This window comes from Bacillus sp. FJAT-26390, from assembly GCF_001682865.1.
In the GTDB taxonomy this organism is placed as follows: Bacteria; Bacillota; Bacilli; order Paenibacillales; family Paenibacillaceae; genus Pristimantibacillus.
Genome location: NZ_MAQX01000001.1, coordinates 1,335,137 through 1,351,860, shown reverse-complemented (window position 1 = coordinate 1,351,860; position 16,724 = coordinate 1,335,137). Strand labels below are relative to the sequence as shown.

18 protein-coding genes are annotated in these 16,724 nt (G+C 47.2%); 10 read left to right on the top strand and 8 right to left on the bottom strand.

The genetic code is table 11. The features are described 5' to 3' along the window. The first annotated feature begins 87 nt into the window (after window positions 1–87). Window positions 88–492 carry a MarR family winged helix-turn-helix transcriptional regulator gene (locus A7975_RS06445; RefSeq protein ID WP_053376323.1) on the top strand — a complete coding sequence of 135 codons (405 nt, stop codon included), beginning with the start codon at window positions 88–90 and terminating at the stop codon, window positions 490–492. 11 nt (window positions 493–503) lie between these two features. Here the strand turns inward: A7975_RS06445 and A7975_RS06440 are convergent, their stop codons facing one another. The 3 genes from A7975_RS06440 to A7975_RS06430 form a co-directional block, all read right to left on the bottom strand. After that, complete coding sequence (locus A7975_RS06440) at window positions 504–1,628, bottom strand: CapA family protein (protein ID WP_255314188.1); 1,125 nt, start codon at window positions 1,626–1,628, stop codon at window positions 504–506. Between the two features lie 151 nt (window positions 1,629–1,779). Then, window positions 1,780–2,493: an RluA family pseudouridine synthase gene (locus A7975_RS06435; protein WP_065384532.1), complete on the bottom strand. Its 714-nt coding sequence runs from the start codon at window positions 2,491–2,493 to the stop codon at window positions 1,780–1,782. Next, window positions 2,493–3,359 carry a class I SAM-dependent methyltransferase gene (locus A7975_RS06430; RefSeq protein ID WP_065384531.1) on the bottom strand — a complete coding sequence of 289 codons (867 nt, stop codon included), beginning with the start codon at window positions 3,357–3,359 and terminating at the stop codon, window positions 2,493–2,495. The genes A7975_RS06435 and A7975_RS06430 overlap by 1 nt, the downstream gene beginning before the upstream one ends. A gap of 212 nt (window positions 3,360–3,571) precedes the next feature. Between A7975_RS06430 and A7975_RS06425 the strand changes: the two genes are divergently transcribed. Together A7975_RS06425 and araA are read left to right on the top strand one after the other, a co-directional pair. Beyond that, complete coding sequence (locus tag A7975_RS06425) at window positions 3,572–3,757, top strand: hypothetical protein (protein ID WP_053376320.1); 186 nt, start codon at window positions 3,572–3,574, stop codon at window positions 3,755–3,757. Between the two features lie 184 nt (window positions 3,758–3,941). Then, on the top strand, window positions 3,942–5,432 hold the full coding sequence (araA, locus tag A7975_RS06420; RefSeq protein ID WP_065384530.1) for an L-arabinose isomerase: 1,491 nt from the start codon (window positions 3,942–3,944) through the stop codon (window positions 5,430–5,432). 96 nt (window positions 5,433–5,528) lie between these two features. Here araA and A7975_RS06415 read toward each other — a convergent pair whose 3' ends face one another. Further along, window positions 5,529–6,500 carry an aldo/keto reductase gene (locus tag A7975_RS06415; RefSeq protein WP_065384529.1) on the bottom strand — a complete coding sequence of 324 codons (972 nt, stop codon included), beginning with the start codon at window positions 6,498–6,500 and terminating at the stop codon, window positions 5,529–5,531. A 174-nt stretch (window positions 6,501–6,674) separates the two neighbouring features. Between A7975_RS06415 and A7975_RS06410 the strand changes: the two genes are divergently transcribed. Then, the gene (locus A7975_RS06410; protein WP_082197998.1) at window positions 6,675–7,355 is read left to right on the top strand and encodes a TetR/AcrR family transcriptional regulator; all 681 of its coding nucleotides are present in this window, start codon (window positions 6,675–6,677) and stop codon (window positions 7,353–7,355) included. A 147-nt stretch (window positions 7,356–7,502) separates the two neighbouring features. Here A7975_RS06410 and A7975_RS06405 read toward each other — a convergent pair whose 3' ends face one another. Continuing rightward, window positions 7,503–8,285: a hypothetical protein gene (locus tag A7975_RS06405; RefSeq protein ID WP_065384528.1), complete on the bottom strand. Its 783-nt coding sequence runs from the start codon at window positions 8,283–8,285 to the stop codon at window positions 7,503–7,505. A 144-nt stretch (window positions 8,286–8,429) separates the two neighbouring features. Between A7975_RS06405 and A7975_RS06400 the strand changes: the two genes are divergently transcribed. The 4 genes from A7975_RS06400 (at window position 8,430) to A7975_RS06385 (ending at window position 12,811) form a co-directional block, all read left to right on the top strand. Further along, on the top strand, window positions 8,430–9,566 hold the full coding sequence (locus A7975_RS06400; RefSeq protein WP_065384527.1) for a sugar ABC transporter substrate-binding protein: 1,137 nt from the start codon (window positions 8,430–8,432) through the stop codon (window positions 9,564–9,566). Window positions 9,567–9,689: 123 nt separating this feature from the next. Then, a complete protein-coding gene (locus A7975_RS06395; protein WP_065384847.1) occupies window positions 9,690–11,180 on the top strand; it encodes a sugar ABC transporter ATP-binding protein in 1,491 nt (496 codons plus the stop codon). Further along, window positions 11,177–12,169 (top strand): ABC transporter permease, encoded by a 993-nt coding sequence (locus A7975_RS06390; protein WP_065384526.1) that lies wholly within the window; start codon window positions 11,177–11,179, stop codon window positions 12,167–12,169. Before A7975_RS06395 ends, A7975_RS06390 begins: the two co-directional genes overlap by 4 nt. A 153-nt stretch (window positions 12,170–12,322) precedes the next feature. Next, on the top strand, window positions 12,323–12,811 hold the full coding sequence (locus tag A7975_RS06385) for a hypothetical protein (protein WP_053376313.1): 489 nt from the start codon (window positions 12,323–12,325) through the stop codon (window positions 12,809–12,811). A gap of 43 nt (window positions 12,812–12,854) precedes the next feature. Here the strand turns inward: A7975_RS06385 and A7975_RS06380 are convergent, their stop codons facing one another. Next, window positions 12,855–13,121 (bottom strand): ATP-binding protein, encoded by a 267-nt coding sequence (locus tag A7975_RS06380; protein WP_065384525.1) that lies wholly within the window; start codon window positions 13,119–13,121, stop codon window positions 12,855–12,857. Beyond that, window positions 13,112–13,474, bottom strand: a complete 363-nt coding sequence (locus A7975_RS06375; protein ID WP_065384524.1) for a hypothetical protein — start codon at window positions 13,472–13,474, stop codon at window positions 13,112–13,114. The genes A7975_RS06380 and A7975_RS06375 overlap by 10 nt, the downstream gene beginning before the upstream one ends. A 266-nt stretch (window positions 13,475–13,740) precedes the next feature. On the opposite strand from A7975_RS06375, the gene A7975_RS06370 reads away from it, so the two are divergent. Continuing rightward, window positions 13,741–14,799 carry an SPFH domain-containing protein gene (locus A7975_RS06370; protein ID WP_053376310.1) on the top strand — a complete coding sequence of 353 codons (1,059 nt, stop codon included), beginning with the start codon at window positions 13,741–13,743 and terminating at the stop codon, window positions 14,797–14,799. Further along, a complete protein-coding gene (locus A7975_RS06365) occupies window positions 14,796–15,749 on the top strand; it encodes a diacylglycerol kinase catalytic domain-containing protein (protein ID WP_065384523.1) in 954 nt (317 codons plus the stop codon). The genes A7975_RS06370 and A7975_RS06365 overlap by 4 nt, the downstream gene beginning before the upstream one ends. 20 nt (window positions 15,750–15,769) lie before the next feature. On the opposite strand, the gene A7975_RS06360 is transcribed toward A7975_RS06365, so the two are convergent. Next, entirely contained in the window at window positions 15,770–16,657 is an 888-nt protein-coding gene (locus A7975_RS06360) for a LysR family transcriptional regulator (RefSeq protein WP_065384522.1), read from the bottom strand. Between the last annotated feature and the right edge of the window lie 67 nt (window positions 16,658–16,724).

Genomic DNA, 16,724 nt, shown 5'->3' with positions numbered 1-16,724 from the left:
TTAATTGGGTTAATCTTTAATTCGACATTAAAGACTGCTATAATGAATAGCAAATAGATGTAAATTGACAGGGAGCGGGTGTAAGCTATGGTATCTGGAGAATTTACTCGATTATGGACGAAGCTTTCGCGGGAATGGAAAAACAATTTAGAGCAGTCGCTTGCTCCTTTGACGGAAGGCCAGCTGAACGTGCTAGATTTATTGCTGCAGCATCAACCTATGAAACCATCGGATTTGCTTCAATATTTAGCGACCACGCCTGCTGCAATAACGACGCTGCTTGACCGTATGGAGAAAAATGGGCTTATTGAACGCACAAGGGATGATAATGATCGAAGAATCGTGTGGGTGTCTGTATCGGAGAAGGGCAAAGCGGAAGCGGAGCGCGGTACAACGATTCGGACCGAAATGATCGAACAATCGTTGGACCGCATTTCCTCTCATAATCAACAGCTGCTTGTTTATTTGCTTGGCAAAGTAGCCAATTTGTAAGTTTCTGCGAGCTACTCTGTTTTTTTCATGGAATCGAGCCGATTGCGCAGCATATCGTAATTTTTTTGGAGCATATCGTAGTCGGCTTGTGTTAGCAAGGTGTCGCTTGCAGCGGTGATCGTTTCTTCAATAGGCAAAATACGATAGCGGAATGCATGATCCGGCTTATAGCGATGCACCCATGTCGGAATCGATTCGATCTCGGTGAGGTCAATGGTACCGTCCGTTATATTTTTACGAACATTCACTTTGAATATAACTCCGTAATCCTTCGTTTCGCCCCGCTGATTGGAAATAAAATTACCCATAGAATAAATAATAAGTCCTTTTCTTAAATGGCCATTTTCTTCGGTTGCTTCAACGACCTCATACGGCTGTACGACATGGGGATGAGAGCCTGCAACGATATCTGCCCCAGCTGCGATAAGCGCTCTGGCCAGACGCTTCTGCTCGTCATTTGGCGCTGTCTGGTACTCGGTACCGAAATGAAGGGATACCGTAATAAAATCGGCGCCAGCTTCACGAAGCTCTGCAATATCGGCTTTTATTTTTTGCTCATCGATTAACGAGATCAGATAAGGTTTGCCTTCAGGAACAGGAATGCCGTTCGTTCCATACGTGTATGCAAGCAGTCCCATCACAATGCCGTTTTTCTCTGATAAGACAAGCTTGTCGGCTTCCTCTTGCGATGCGGCAGTTCCTTTGGACGGGAGGCCAAGTTTCTTTAAATTTTCAAGCGTACGCAGTATGCCCGATTCGCCTTGATCCAGAGAATGATTGTTTGCGTTCGTAATGAGGTTAAAGCCTGCGTTCTTTAGTGCTTCTCCAAGCTCAACAGGCGCGTTGAATTGCGGGTACCCTTTGTAGCCGAACTCTACGCCGGCAATCGGTGTCTCGAGATTGGCAATAACCCAGTCCCCTTGTTCCAAAATAGGCTTAACCGCTTTGAAAAAAGGATTGAAGTTATAGCGGTTCGTCTTTTTGTCATAAGCTCCGGGAAGTTGCGGCGTATGCATCATGACATCGCCTACTGCCATCCATACCGCATCTGCAAATTCAGGCTCTGGTGGTTCGGTTGGCGGCGGAGAAGGGGATGGAGATGGCGTCACAATAGCTATTTCATTAGGTGTGGTCACAGTGGTCGCTGCCGGAATAGCAGGTGGAGAAGCCCTATCGATAACGTAGGGCATCAAAAAAATAATCAACAAACCAATTAAGCTTAGCACTAATAAAACGGATTGGATTTTTCGGTGTCTTTTGCGGCGCGTCTTGTGCATGTCCGTCCGGTTACGCATCGCTTAACATTTTGGACGCAGCTTCAAGCTGCTCGGCAGACCACCAGGTCCATACATCCGAACCGCTCGGTATAGAGCGGAAGCTGATCCATTCCTTCGTAACGGGATGAGGAGCTGAAACCGAGGTTGACCATAGTGCGATGTCGCTCATGCCGGCAGTTGGCTTTGCGCCGTACTTTAGATCGCCTACGAGCGGACAGCCGATGTGCGCCATTTGGGCTCGTATTTGATGAGGCCTGCCTGTATGGAGCTTAACGGCAATTAATGAATACCGCCCGCTAACAGCTGCAACCTCGTAATCTAAAATGGCTTCCTTCGCATCATTCGTCGGCTTATTAAAAACGGTGACCTGATTTTGCTTATTATCCTTGCGGATATAATGCGTCAGCCTTGCATGCGGCTTGCTTGGAACGCCTTGCACCACGCAGACGTAAGTTTTGCCAAAATGGCGGCTGCGAACGGATTCAGACAATCTGGAGGCTGCTTTCGAGGTTTTGGCAAAAACCATCACGCCGCCAACCATGCGGTCAAGACGATGAACGAGGCCGAGAAATACGTTTCCCGGCTTGTTGTGTCGCTCTTTTAAATCCTGTTTAAGCAGCGTCAGCATGTCTGCATCGCCTGTGTCATCCTCTTGTGAGAGAATGCCAGGCGGCTTGACGACCGCCAGCACATGATTATCTTCAAATAAAACGGTGATGGCCATTACTTAGACTCCCAACGTCCCAATATTCCGCAAGGCAGGTTTAGGCCGGACTTCGTAATCGGCAAACCGATCTCGCCGCAATTAATTTCGCCGCCGTATTTGTCATTCATCGTCATGTGCAGCAGATTATGCAGCACAGAAGGCGATAAGCCTGTCGTATAAGAGTTAATCAATAGAAACAGCGGATTGTCGGATAAGATAGACGTACAAGATTGCAGAAACGGAAACAGATTTTCTTCAAGCTTCCACGTCTCGCCGTTTGGACCGCGTCCATAGGAAGGAGGGTCCATAATGATCGCATCGTATTGCTTGCCTCGGCGCTGCTCACGCTGCACAAATTTAAATACATCGTCTGTAATATAACGGATTGGCGCGGATTCCAGTCCTGACAGCTGAGCGTTATCCTTCGCCCACTGAACCATCCCTTTGGCTGCGTCAACGTGGCAAACTTCCGCGCCTGCAGCGGCAGCAGCAACGGTAGCGCCCCCTGAGTATGCAAAAAGATTCAGCACGCGGATTGGACGGCCTGCCGATCTGATCTTGTCCATCATCCAGCTCCAGTTAACTGCTTGCTCCGGGAATAAGCCGGTATGCTTGAAGTTAGTCGGCTTAATGTGAAAGTTAAGCTCGCCATACGAAATCGTCCAGCGTTCAGGAAGCGTAGGATTCATCGACCATTGGCCTCCGCCGGAATTGCTCCGATGGTAATGGCCGTCTGCTTTTTTCCACAGGCCTGTTTCATTTTTGATCGGCCAAATGATTTGCGGATCTGGACGTCTGAGCGTATAGTTGCCCCAGCGTTCGAGCTTATCTCCGTCTCCCGTATCTATGACCTCGTAATCAACCCATTTATCTGCTATGTACATGTTTTTCGTAACCCTTCCTTGACGTTGTTTTTGTAATATAATAATGTCATCGCTAATTATATCGAAGCTAACACGATGAAGCAATGAAACCACAGCAATTGGAGGCTGGTATTTATTCGAAAGTAGTGGAGAGGGCGGCTGTTTTCCTATTTTATCTCAGATCGATACGAAATATTTCACTACCATTACATATTAAGAGGAGCAACACTATCATGATGAATTTTGAATGCGAGTGCGGAAATAAAACGGCTATGTTTGCAACGGGAGATCGGGACGAGCAGGGAAGAGAGTATATCGAGATCGAGGACGATGAGCGGTTAACCTTCACGATTGGTGACAAAAGCGTTCTATTTCGCTGCTCCTTTTGCGGCTATACCTATCGTTTGGAACAAATCTAACAACCGTTTTTAATTTTATTGAGGAATGATATTGAAAACCTTTACCTTTCGGAGTATGATAAACGTACGTCAAGTTGTATGTACAAGTGCTCCGTCATACCAGTGATAACTAGCGCTAATGTCCGTACAAGTTAATGCGTGTGATTCATGCATTTATGAGTATACTTAAGGAGGAACCATTCAAATGCTACAAGTTAAGCCTTATCAATTTTGGTTTGTTACCGGTAGTCAACACTTGTACGGTCCAGAAACATTAGAGGAAGTTGCACAGCATTCACGCATCATTACGGCGGCGTTGAACGAAGATTCTGTTTTTGCCTCCGAGATCGTATTTAAACCTGTAGTTACAACTCCTGAAGAAATTTACAAGCTTTGTATAGAAGCGAAAGCGGACGAGAGCTGTGCTGGCCTCATCACATGGATGCATACATTCTCACCGGCTAAAATGTGGATTCATGGCTTATCGGAGCTTCGCAAGCCGCTGCTTCATCTTCATACACAGTTTAATCGCGATATTCCATGGGATACGATTGATATGGATTTCATGAATACGAATCAATCGGCGCATGGAGACCGCGAGTATGGCCATATTTTTTCCCGTCTTGGCCTTGAACGCAAAGTCGTAACAGGGCACTGGGAAGACGGCGTTACCCGCTCGCGCATTGCTAGCTGGATGGGTACGGCGATTGCCGTAAACGAAGGACGCCATTTGAAGGTTGCCCGATTTGGCGATAATATGCGCCAAGTGTCGGTAACGGAAGGCGACAAAGTGGAAGCGCAAATAAAATTTGGCTGGTCGATCAACGGTTACGGCATTGGCGATCTGGTTGCTCGGATGAACGAGGTTTCAGACGCTGAAGTGAAGCAGCTGCTAGAGGAGTACAATGATCAGTACGATATTTCCTCCGAAACGCGCGGCAATGCAGCTTCTTTGGCTTCCATTGGCGAACAAGCCCGTATTGAGCTTGGCCTCAAAGCGTTCCTGCAAGAGGGCGGCTTCTCGGCATTTACGACTTCCTTCGAAGATTTGCATGGCATGAAGCAGCTTCCAGGCTTAGCGGTTCAACGCCTGATGGAGCAAGGCTATGGGTTCGGCGGCGAGGGCGATTGGAAAACCTCCGCGCTTACCCGTCTGATGAAGCTGATTGCTAACAACAAAGGTACTTCCTTTATGGAGGATTACACGTATCATTTGGAGGAAGGCAACGAGCTTGTTCTTGGCTCCCATATGCTTGAGGTGTGTCCGACGATTGCGGACAGCCGTCCAAAAATCGAAGTTCATCCGCTTGGCATCGGCGGCAAGGCTGATCCAGCGCGTATCGTATTCGACGGACGCTCCGGTGCGGCGCTTAATGCTTCGCTCATTGATCTCGGCAACCGCTTCCGCTTGATCATTAACCAAGTGGATGCCGTGAAGCCGACTCACGATATGCCGAAGCTACCGGTTGCCCGTGTATTATGGAAGCCTGAGCCATCGCTTCGTGAAGCAGCGGAAAGCTGGATTTATGCAGGCGGCGCTCACCATACCGTCTTCTCCTATGTTGTAACAACGGAGCAGCTTGTGGATTGGGCTGATCAGGTCGGCATCGAGACCGTCGTGATCGATAAGCACTCGTCCGTTCGCGGCATTCGCAACGAGCTTCGTTGGAATGATCTTAGCTACCGCATTCGTTAATCGGCATAATTCTAGATCAAGCGATAAAATAAGAGGCTGCTGCATTAGACCATTCAAAGGTTTAACGCAGCAGCCTCTTTATCGTTGACCGCTTATTTATAAATTCGTGAAGCTCATTCCTTGCTCGGAATAACGATTGCCTTCTATACGATCGGCAATGGAATCGATTCGGCGGCGTTCCTCAGTCGTAAGTTCAATGCTCAAGGCGTCGATATTGGTCTGCAAATTATGTCTGCGCGTCGTACCTGGAATCGGAACGATATCCGTACCTTGCGCAAGAACCCAAGCGAGCGCAAGGGAAGCGGGTTTTACGCCCTTCTCCATCGCGATGCTCTCTACCTCGGAAACGATGTCGAGGTTTTTTTGAAAGTTATCGCCTTGAAACCGTGGAACGCCGCGCCGAAAATCATTTTCAGCAAAATCTTCGAATTTCTTGAATTGCCCCGTAAGGAAACCGCGTCCTAGCGGGCTATAAGGAACGATGCCTACGCCTAGCTCTCTGCAAGCAAGGAATGTCGTCTCTTCGATATCACGGCTCCATAGCGAGTATTCCGATTGCACCGCTGCAATGGGGTGGATGTTATGGGCGCGCCGCAGCGTATCGCCGGATACCTCAGACAATCCAAGGTGGCGAACCTTTCCTTCCTTTACAAGCTCGGCCATTGCGCCGACCGTTTCTTCAATCGGCGTATTCGGATCAACTCTATGCAAATAGTAAAGATCGATATGATCAACGCCGAGTCGCTTTAAGCTGCCTTCGCAAGATTCTCTGACATGTTTAGCCGTGCCGTCAACGCCAAGCTTGCCGTCCTTCACGACAAAGCCAAACTTTGTTGCTAGAACGATATCGTCTCGGCGATCCTTTAGTATTCGCGACAGCAGCGTCTCATTGTGGCCGCGGCCATATACATCAGCCGTATCCCAAAAGTTTACGCCATGTTCTAGCGCATATTGCAGCGTGAGAAGCGATTCCGACTCATCACGCGCGCCGTAATAATCCGGTGACATGCCCATGCAGCCTAACCCAAGCGCTGAAACCTGTAAATCGCCTAATTTTCTTGTTAACACGAGGAATCCCTCCTTTTTGGTGGAAGCAGCAACGTTTAAACTACCCAACTAGCATATACGATCAGTTAGACGAAGTAAACTCAAAATATGTGAATGAGTTTACTTCGTCTTGTTTTATTTATTAAAATCAAATATCTGTGTATACTGGAGCGTAGGAAGCGAGTGTGAGCGGAATTGAAGCCAAAAGAAGAAGCAGCCTCTCGTTACTCGGACGAGACGATAAAGCTTAAGTTTATATCCCGTATTTTGAATCCAATCAAAACGAATGGATTTGAACAGATGCGAATGGATGATATCGCTAAACATATGGATCTATCGAAGGCAACACTCTATAAGTATTTCTCGTCTAAGGACGAAGTCATCCAGCGTTTGGTCGAAAATTTTATTGCTTATATAATAGAAGCGGACAAGGAGCTGACGGATGGAAGCGGGTCGTTTATAGCAGGCTTTCAAAAGTCGTTCTCGCAAACGCTGCTGATCGCCAATTACGGCACCGATGTTTTTTACAATGATCTGAATGAGGTATATCCGGAGTTGTTCGGCCGAATTCAGGTTGCGGTTGGCGAGCGGAATGGCCGTCTTAAAGAGCTATACGAAAAAGGGGCGGAAGCTGCCGTTTTTAATAAGCTTAATGCGTCTTTAATGATCATCCAGGATGAGCTGATGTTTAGAAACCTGCTGGATTCGCTCTATTTGATGAAACATCAGCTGACGCTTAGAGGAGCTATTTTCGACTATTATCAAATTAAAAAGCTGCAATTGCTTTCCTCACAAGCCTTTATAGGAGCAGATGACACGGCTATGAACGAGAAGTTGGAATATTTAGTCCGTAAGGTGACTTATGGCGTCGGATAATCAAATGGAAGTGGCTGTTTCAAAAACAGTAAAGAAAAAAGCGGTACAGGGACAGCCCCTGTACCGCTATTTTTCATGCTTACTAACTTTTTTGTTCAAAGCGGGCTATCTCTCCAGCGCAATCAATACTTTTGAGACATCCTTCGATTAAGATTCGGATGTCTCTTTTTGAATTTTTGCCGGATTGTTAATTTTGTAGGGAATGGGGTGCTTTGTGAGCTTTTTGGCTACAATTTTCCCTTCAAAATGGATCGTATCCCCGATTTCAAGCTCGAATTTTTTGAGAGTGGCGCTGTGGCTCGACCAAGCGACGCCGACGTCGGTTGCTGGATCTGCTATGGACACCGCTTCATAGATGACCACTTCATCCTCCGTATCGGAGAAATTGTTAGGCACAGTCGTAAATTCCTTCACCGTAGCTGACATTTTCACTTTTTCTTCGGGAAGCTGCAGCTTAGGCGTTTTTTCCTTCTTCGCTTTCCCTTTTGGCGGCGCTTGTGCTTCAGGCTCTTGCTGCTTCGATTCTTCCGCTGGAGCAACTGCTTCCGGCTGCGGCTCCAGCACGGTTTCATTAGGCGAGCTAGCTTCTGCTTCAATGGATACAGCCTCAACTGGATCTGAGGAAGCAGCTTCATCCGCAATGGCAGAGCTTCTCTGACCATAGTTGGCAGCTTGCATTTCCTTCAGGTAGGAGGGGTGAATGCAGTGTTTTTGTTCGTTGTCAAATGAGATGACAGCAGTCATCCTATCGACGTAGCCCACAATGCTGCAAGCAAGATTCATGCCGTTGCCTTTGTAGAAAAATGCTTTTGACTTCGACGCCTTCTCCGACAGCAAGCTCCATTCCTTGCATTTCTCTATTTGCTCCGCTTCGTTTTCGAAGGCTATGTACGTGATTGGCTCAATAATAAAAGGATGTACCTGTACCATAAAATCTCCGCCTTTCTGTTTGTCCCCTTATATTTTATCATTTTTTTGCTTGTTAGTCGGCATCTTTATCTTGACGTAAAATTGAATATCCTATAGGATTACTTATGATAATAGTCATATTTATACATAAGGGGAGAAGTCAGAATGATTAACAAGCAATTTCGTATGGTTTTTGGCTTGCTGCTTGCGATTGCGTTAATTGCAACCGGCTGCGGACAAGGAAAAACAGAAAGCTCGAATGGCAATTCAAAAGGAGGCACTGTCAGTGAAGGTGCCCAAAATATCGAAAATCTTCCAGCGGCTATTGCTGCTAAGGATGAAATTAAATTGATGGTTATCCGCAAAATCGGCGGAGATGACCATACGGCGCAATTTTTGGTCGGTGCCAAACAAGAAGGCGAATCGCTCGGCTTTAAAGTCGATACGTTCTCTGCAAATGGCGACACTGCTAAATTCCACGATGCAATCGCACAAGCGACCGATGGCGGTTATGACGGCGTTGTAATCTCGCATGGCGATGACCCGGCAACAGTGGATGCGGTAAAGAAGCTGACGGACAAAGGAATCCCAGTAGTTGCGTTTGACTCCGTTGGCGAATTGTCCGCTATTCCAGGCGTGACCTTGACATCCCAGGATGATGAGGCGCTTGCGCAATTTTCACTGGATCAGCTCGTGAAAGAAAAAGGCGAGGAAGCAAAAATCGTTTATCTATGGGTAGACGGTTTCCCGCCGATGGTTCGCCGCAACAAGGTTTATCAAGATACGCTTGCGAAATATCCAGGCATCAAGGAAGTTGAACGATTTGGCGTAGCGAACGCAAATACATCGGTTGATACGCAAAATGCGGTTGCTGCTATGCTTACCAAGCATCCAAAAGGCGAGATTGACGCGATTTTTGCAACATGGGACGCATTTGCAATCGGTGCGGCAAGAGCGCTGATTGAAGCGGGCCGCACAGAAATCAAAATTTACGGCATTGACGTTTCGAACGCTGACTTGCAAATCATGCAAGAAGAGAACAGCCCATGGGCAGCTACAGCGGCTGTTGATCCAAAAATGATCGGTGCGGTGAACGTGAGGCTGCTAGCCAAAAAAATCGCTGGCGAAGAAACGCCTTCCACCTACAATTTGGAAGCTGCGCTTATCGATCAAGAGGGCCTGAAAAAATCGAGCGAGCCGGTTAACATGGTTACCTTGGCAGACATTATTCCAGGCTGGGGCACTTCGGATGCTTTTGAAGAAGAGTGGATGAAATCTTTAAAAAGCGCAAACGGCAAATAATTCATAAATAATGGTATAATAGATTTTTAAAATAGCGCCCTTGTCCAAGTGGATAAGGGCGCTCTATCCTGTTTGGAGAGGAAGGTGGGTCTGTTGATAGACTCGAAGGCAAGCCGACTGGAAATGAAACGGATATCGATCGCCTTTCCAGGCGTTAAGGCATTGACCGATGTTGATTTTCATACTTCTGCCGGAAGGGCGCATGCTTTGATCGGAGCTAACGGCGCAGGGAAGTCCACGCTCATGAAGGTGCTTGCCGGGGCGCATGATCATTATACAGGGAGCATCCTGATCGATGGCAAGGAGGTCCGAATCCGCACGCCGAAGGATGCGAAGGATAACGGCATTCAGGTCGTTTATCAAGAGGTGGATACGGCGCTAATTCCGATTTTGTCCGTAGGCGAAAATATTATGCTGGAGCATACCGTGCATGATATGGGAAGCAAGCAGCTTATTCATTGGAAGCAGCTGCACCGATCGGCGCAGAGCATTTTAGACCGAATGAATGTGAAGGTCCCAACGAAAAAGCTCGTTCAAGATCTTACGCTTGCCGAGAAGCAAATGGTGCTGATTGCCCGCTCGATCTCGAAGCAATGCCGCTTCCTTGTGCTCGATGAGCCAACCGCACCGCTTAGCCATAGTGAGACTGAGCAGCTATTCAATCTTATTCGCCTATTAAAATCGGAAGGCGTCGGTATTATCTTTATTTCGCACCGTTTGCCGGAGCTTTACGAGATTTGTGACGATATTACGATCATGAGGGATGGGCAGCTCGTTATACGAGAGCATCTCTCGAACGTAGATCAGCATAAAGTCGTGGAATATATGCTTGGGGAGAAGCTGGACAGACAGTTCCCGAAACCAACAATTACCGTAGGCGAGAAGTGGTTTGAAGCTAAGGGCATTCGCGATCAGGATAAAGTTAACGGTGTTGATTTACATATCTGCAAGGGGGAAATCGTCGGAATTGCCGGTTTGGTTGGCGCTGGCAAAACGGAGCTTTGCCGTGTTTTATTCGGTGCAGTGCCGGGCTCTTCTGCCGAGTTATCTATCAATAAGAGACGCTTAACCAATCGGACGCCTTATCAAGCCGTAAAAAACGGTATCGCACTCGTCCCGGAAGAGCGGAGACGTGAGGGTGTTTTTGTTGAGGAGTCGGTAAGCGACAATTTGACCGCTGCTGTGTTAGCCCGATTTACGGGATGGGGCGCATGGCTTAGCAAAGCGAAGGAAAAGAAAGCCGCTGGCGAGATCATTCAAAGTCTCGGCATCAAGACGCCAAACGGGCAAGCGAAAGTGAAAAACCTCTCCGGCGGAAACCAGCAGAAGGTAGCTATCGGAAAGTGGCTCCTTGCTGACGCGGATGTTTATATATTCGACGAACCGACCAAAGGTGTTGACGTTGGCGCTAAGCGGGATATTTATGAGTTGGTTGCAGAGCTTGCGAAGCGCGGGAAATGTATTTTGTATGCGTCGAGCGAGATGTCCGAGATGATCGGCATAACGGACCGCATCTATGTCATGTATGACGGCGAAGTTATTAAAGAGCTGGAGACACGAAGCACGAACGAGGAAGAGATATTGCTATACAGTACTGGAGGCTTGTTAACATGAATGCTGCCGATTCCATTCGGGAGAAAAAACCGTTTCAATTCGTTGATTTTTTGTACAAGTATGGCACGCTGATTACCATTTTGCTGCTGGTCGTATTTTTTGGCACCGTTACAGACAACTTTCTTAGCACGGCTAATATTATCAACATTTTACGCTCAATCTCGATTGTGACGATCATTGCGATTGGCCTTACCGTCTCTTTAGCAGTTGGCGGCTTTGACCTGTCGGTAGGTTCTGTAGCATCGCTTGCCAATGCACTTGTCATTTCGATGTACGTATGGCACGGTCAAAGCTTTGGGCTCGGCATCGCGGTCACCATTGCGTTCTGTCTAGTCGTTGGTCTAATAAACGCTTTTCTCGTCATTAATTTTAAAATTCAAGATATGCTCATGACGCTTGCAACGATGTTCGTCTTCCAAGGGGTGGCGCTAACCTACACTAGAGGGGCAACCATTTCGCAAAATATGGTCATGCCAAGCGGAGACTTTGCCACTGGACAAATACCGAAGCTGTTCGGCAAGCTTGGACAAGTTCCTTGGATCATAATCATTATGCTGCTTATCGTCGTTATTGTTCATCTCTTTCTGACGTATACGAAGCACGGCCGTTATATGTATATGATTGGCGGCAATCAAGAAGCGGCGAAGCTGTCAGGCATCGCGGTTAGCAGATACCGGTTGTTTGCCTATTTAATTTCAGCACTGTTTGCTGCGATTGGCGGCATCATCCTAGGCGCGCGTGTCATGAATGCGGAAGTGAATGCCGGCGGGCCTTATTTGATGGATGCGGTAGCGGCTGCATTTATCGGTTATTCTGTACTAGGAGCAGGCAAGCCGAACGCCTTTGGCACATTTGCGGGCGCTGTATTGATCGGCATTTTGTCAAACGGACTTATTATGCTGTCCGTACCTTACTACGCGATGGATATCGTGAAGGGCTCCGTTCTTGCCCTTGCGCTTGCGATTACCTATTATAAGAGAAAGCATTAATTGCTATTGGCAAAACCGTTTGGGCTTACGCTCGAATGGTTTTTTTATTTCTTCTCCGCCTTAAGGCGGAGAAGAAATCGAGCTGAGGTGCGAGTGTTAGCATGAAAAATTCTGTCAAAATGAAGATACATATTTTCATTGGGGGCTATGGCGTTGAAGGAAATCATCTCTTACACGGGAATTATAGAGAAACCATACGAAGAGGTTGTGAGTTATCTATCGACAATGCCTATAGGCCGGATAACAGCGAGCCATTTGCCGCTGCTCTTGACGGGTGCAAGTGGAAGCGGCGGCACTTTGCAGGTGAAGGGAGGCCCGCAGCTGTTTACGATTTATACGGGCGATGAAGCGGCAGCCATTCGCGTAGCGTATATGGATATCGATGCAGCGAACGGGCATTTTACGGTATTCGGAGGCTGGTGGTACCGCAACGATTACGAGCTTAAACCGCATGCCAAAGGCTGTCAGATCCGTTATTCCATCGGAAATGCGGCTTCTCCGTTAAGCAGCTGGCTTGTTCCCTTGTTAAAGGATTACCGTGGTTATAAGAACGAGAAACGAACAGGACGGATGATGCGTGCTTTTGACGATTGGGTGGCAGTTCTCGGTGTAAGACTGCATTGCAAAGCTTATCGCTATTAGCATACAGGTGGCGAATCGAACAACAAAGAAAGCGACATTGCCATTATAGGCTCCTGTCGCTTTCTTTGTTGTTGGCTGATTTATTCGGGATGATGAAGGAGACGGTTGTTCCTTGATCAGGCGTGCTCACAATTTGAAGACCTTTCCCGTACATCTGTTTTAGACGCCTATCCGTATTTAATAAACCAATAGCATGCCGCCTTTGAAGCGGCTTAAGATGCCATGCTTCACCGCCTGCCGTGCTTGGGAAATATAAAAAAACCGCCGGCGCCAGCCAACGGTTTTGCAAATAATGGCGGATTAATAACAATAGTAGCGCTCCCAAATTTTGTAGGAATCATCTTTGTTCTTGTCCCACCAACAGATGTCATCCCACCAGTCATCATCATCCCACCAATCAAACCAACCCTTGGAGTTCCAATCCTTATCGACCTTATGTTTATTGGATTGATTGTTGTTTTTATTATTATTGTTGTTTTGATAATTATTGTTACTATTCTGATTGCTGTTGCTTTTTGACCCCGAGAAAACGGATAGAATGCTGGAGAAAAAGGTTTTCTTGTCATCAGAAAATGAATGGCTAGATGAAGCAAATGCGGAAGCCGGGAACATACATACGCCTATTAGCAAGGTAAGGCATAAAACTTTTTTGAATTTGGACATGACATCAACACCTCCCGACAATACATTAGTTACGAACATGGTGTTCGTTATTAAGAATTTTATAATAAATTAGTCCTTTTGTAAACGAATACTTTGCAAGAAATGGATATTTAGGAGGGGGACTTAAGCCATAGCTTTTATGATTAGATCGTGATACTTTCATATTGACAGTATTGGAAATCGATGTTATCGTATTGATAATATCAATTTGATATATTTGAAATATAAACAATTATCCAAACCCAATCGAAAGTGAGGTCATTTTGATGTTCGGATTTCGTTTCGTCAAATTTCAGCCAAGCGAGTATGTGTTAAAGGTGCAAAACGGGAAGGTCGTCCAAGAGGGGGTTGGCCTCTCCTTTTATTATTATGAGCCGACTACTTCGGTGGTTGTCGTGCCTGTGTCCTCAATTGACGTTCCGTTTATGTTCGAAGAGATTACACATGACTACCAGACCGTTACGGTGCAGGGTCAATTGACTTATCGCATTGTCGATTACAGGAAAACGACGCAAATTTTAAATTATACGTACCATCTAAAAAAGAAAACGTACCTCTCTGACGATCCAAACAAGCTGGCACAGCGCATCATTCATCTCGTGAAGGTATTGATCAAAAAACAACTGGAGCAAATGCCCTTAAAAGAGGCGATTCAATCAAGCGAAAGATTGGTTGCCCGCACGATAAGGGAAGTTAAAGAGAGCGAGGAAATCGAGAAGCTTGGCATCGAGCTGATGGGTCTTTCCGTGCTTGCGATCCTGCCTAACAAAGAGACGATGCGAGCGCTTGAAGCGAAGGCACGCGAGGAGATTCTTCGTGATGCGGATGAAGCGTTATACGAGCGCCGCAATGCTTCGATTGAGCAGGAACGACGTGTTAAGGAGAACGAACTGAGCACTGAAATCGCGATCGAAACAAAGAAAAAGCAAATTAGAGAAACACAGCTGGATGCCGAGAGGCTGGTAAAGCAGAAGCAAAACGAAATGAAAGAAGAGCAGCTTCATTTTGACACGGCGCTTGAGGAACAGAAGCGAGCGTTGATTGAGCTTGCCGTTGCGAACAAAAATGCCGAAGCAGATGCCAAAGCCTATGAGCTTGCAGCCATTATGAAGTCGATAAACGGTACGCAGCCTTATGTGCTGCAGGCGATGACGAACCTGGGCATGGAACCAAGCAAATTGATTGCTATTGCATTTCAGGATATTGCGGAGAAGGCTGAGAAGATTGGTCAGCTCAATATTACTCCTGATTTATTGCAGGGGCTTCTGTCGGGATCAGAGCATTTGGCAATGCCGGGAAATAAAGGGGGAGGAGGGAGCCGATGAAGGAAGCGATGCTCAGCCATAAAATAATTTTAATTAAGCGCAGGACGCGTCTGGAGGAGCTGGCCGTTCGCTACAATACCGTTCAGCAGGCGCAGTTCTACATCGAGCGGCTTGGAGCGGACTTTGGCGATTATATCGCTGAGGACGAACGGTACCGGAAGGCTGTCGCGCATGCGGCAGCGGAGCTGAGTGTAATGGGACGCGTGCAAATCGTAGAAAGGGAGCATGTGCCTAATTTTATTTTTGGCAAACAGGATGTTGTTGTCGTCATTGGGCAGGATGGTCTTGTCGCCAATACGCTGAAATATTTAAGAGAACAGCCGCTAATCGGCGTCAACCCCGATCCGATGCGCTGGGATGGGGTGCTCCTGCCGTTTGCGGTCAACGATTTAAAACTAATCGTGCCTGATGTGCTGAATCAAAGGCGCCAGATCAAAGAAGTGACCTTAGCCAAAGTCGAGCTCAATGATGGACAGCTTTTGTATGGGGTGAACGATCTGTTCGTAGGGCAAAAAACGCATGTATCCGCCCGTTATTCGCTAATGCAGAACAATCGGATCGAGCAGCAATCCTCGAGCGGAATTATCGTCTCCACGGGGCTTGGCTCTACAGGCTGGTTTAAAAGCGTTCTAACCGGAGCAGCCGGAATCGTCAGCAGCGCAACCAATCAGCAAATAACGCTTGCGCCGAATATGCTCGACCGGAATGACTTCGCTTGTCACTCGCCTTACCTATATTTCTCAGTGAGAGAGCCGTTCGCTAGCAAAATAACAGGCGCAGAGCTTGTTTTTGGCCAGATCGATGAAGCAAGCCCGCTACGCATTACGTCACAAATGCCTGAGAATGGCGTCATCTTTAGCGATGGCATGGAAAGCGACTTTTTGTCATTTAACTCCGGCGTGGAAGCAACGATTAGTCCAGCAGAGAGCAAAGGTCAGCTGATCATTTAGATGGCGGAAGCAATATGCTGCTACTGTGAGGCAAAACGTTCTTTGTTAAAAGCTATCCATTCTCTTGTCGCTAACGAGAGATAGCCCGTCCGCTTCCACACCATCGCAAGGCGCCAAGGAATAACAGGCTGAACGAGCGGAACCGTGCTTACTTTCGCGGAATCAAGCAGCGCGCATATTCGCTCTGGAAGCATCGCTATCCCTAGATTTTCTGCGACCATTTCTCCGATAAAGTCCCATTGCGAGCTTTCATAGACGATATGCGGATCAAAGCCTATCGCTTGGCACTCATTAATAATGCGGTCATGCAGGGCGAAATCGCTGTTGAACAAAATAAACCGCTCATTTGCCAGCTCGTTAAGCGTTATTTGCTTGCTGGCTGCAAGCGGATGCGAAGGATGGAGAAGGACTTTTAACCGATCCGAGACAAGCTGGAAGGATTCAAACAGCGTCTCGTCAACCGGCCATAACACAACTCCCACATCCAGTGCCCCTTCCGCAACTTGCTCCTCTACTTTTTTCGCTCCGTCTTCGGCCAGCTTTATCGCAATGCCGGGGTAACGATCCTGAAAGCTCTTTAGCACGCTTGGAAAAAAGCTCGAACCAGCCATCGGAGGCAGTCCGATCCGGATGCTGCCTTTCTTTAAATAGGTCAAATCATTAATTTCTGTCTGCAAATTATCGAACAGCTCTAGAATTGGCACGGCATAATCATAGATGGCTTTGCCGGCAGCGGTAAGCTTAATAGGCTTTCCGTCGCGGTCGAACACTTCAAAGTTAAGCTCGTTCTCCAGGTTTTTGATCATTTTGCTAATCGTAGGCTGGGTAATGTGCAGCGCTTCGGCCGCTTTGGTAAAGCTGTTGCAGCGGACAATTTCAGCAATGTACTGCAAATGGCGGATTTCCATCCGGTCACCTCTTCACATAGATAAATGGAATGCGAATCATAAGATATATTCATTTTACCTATGAGGA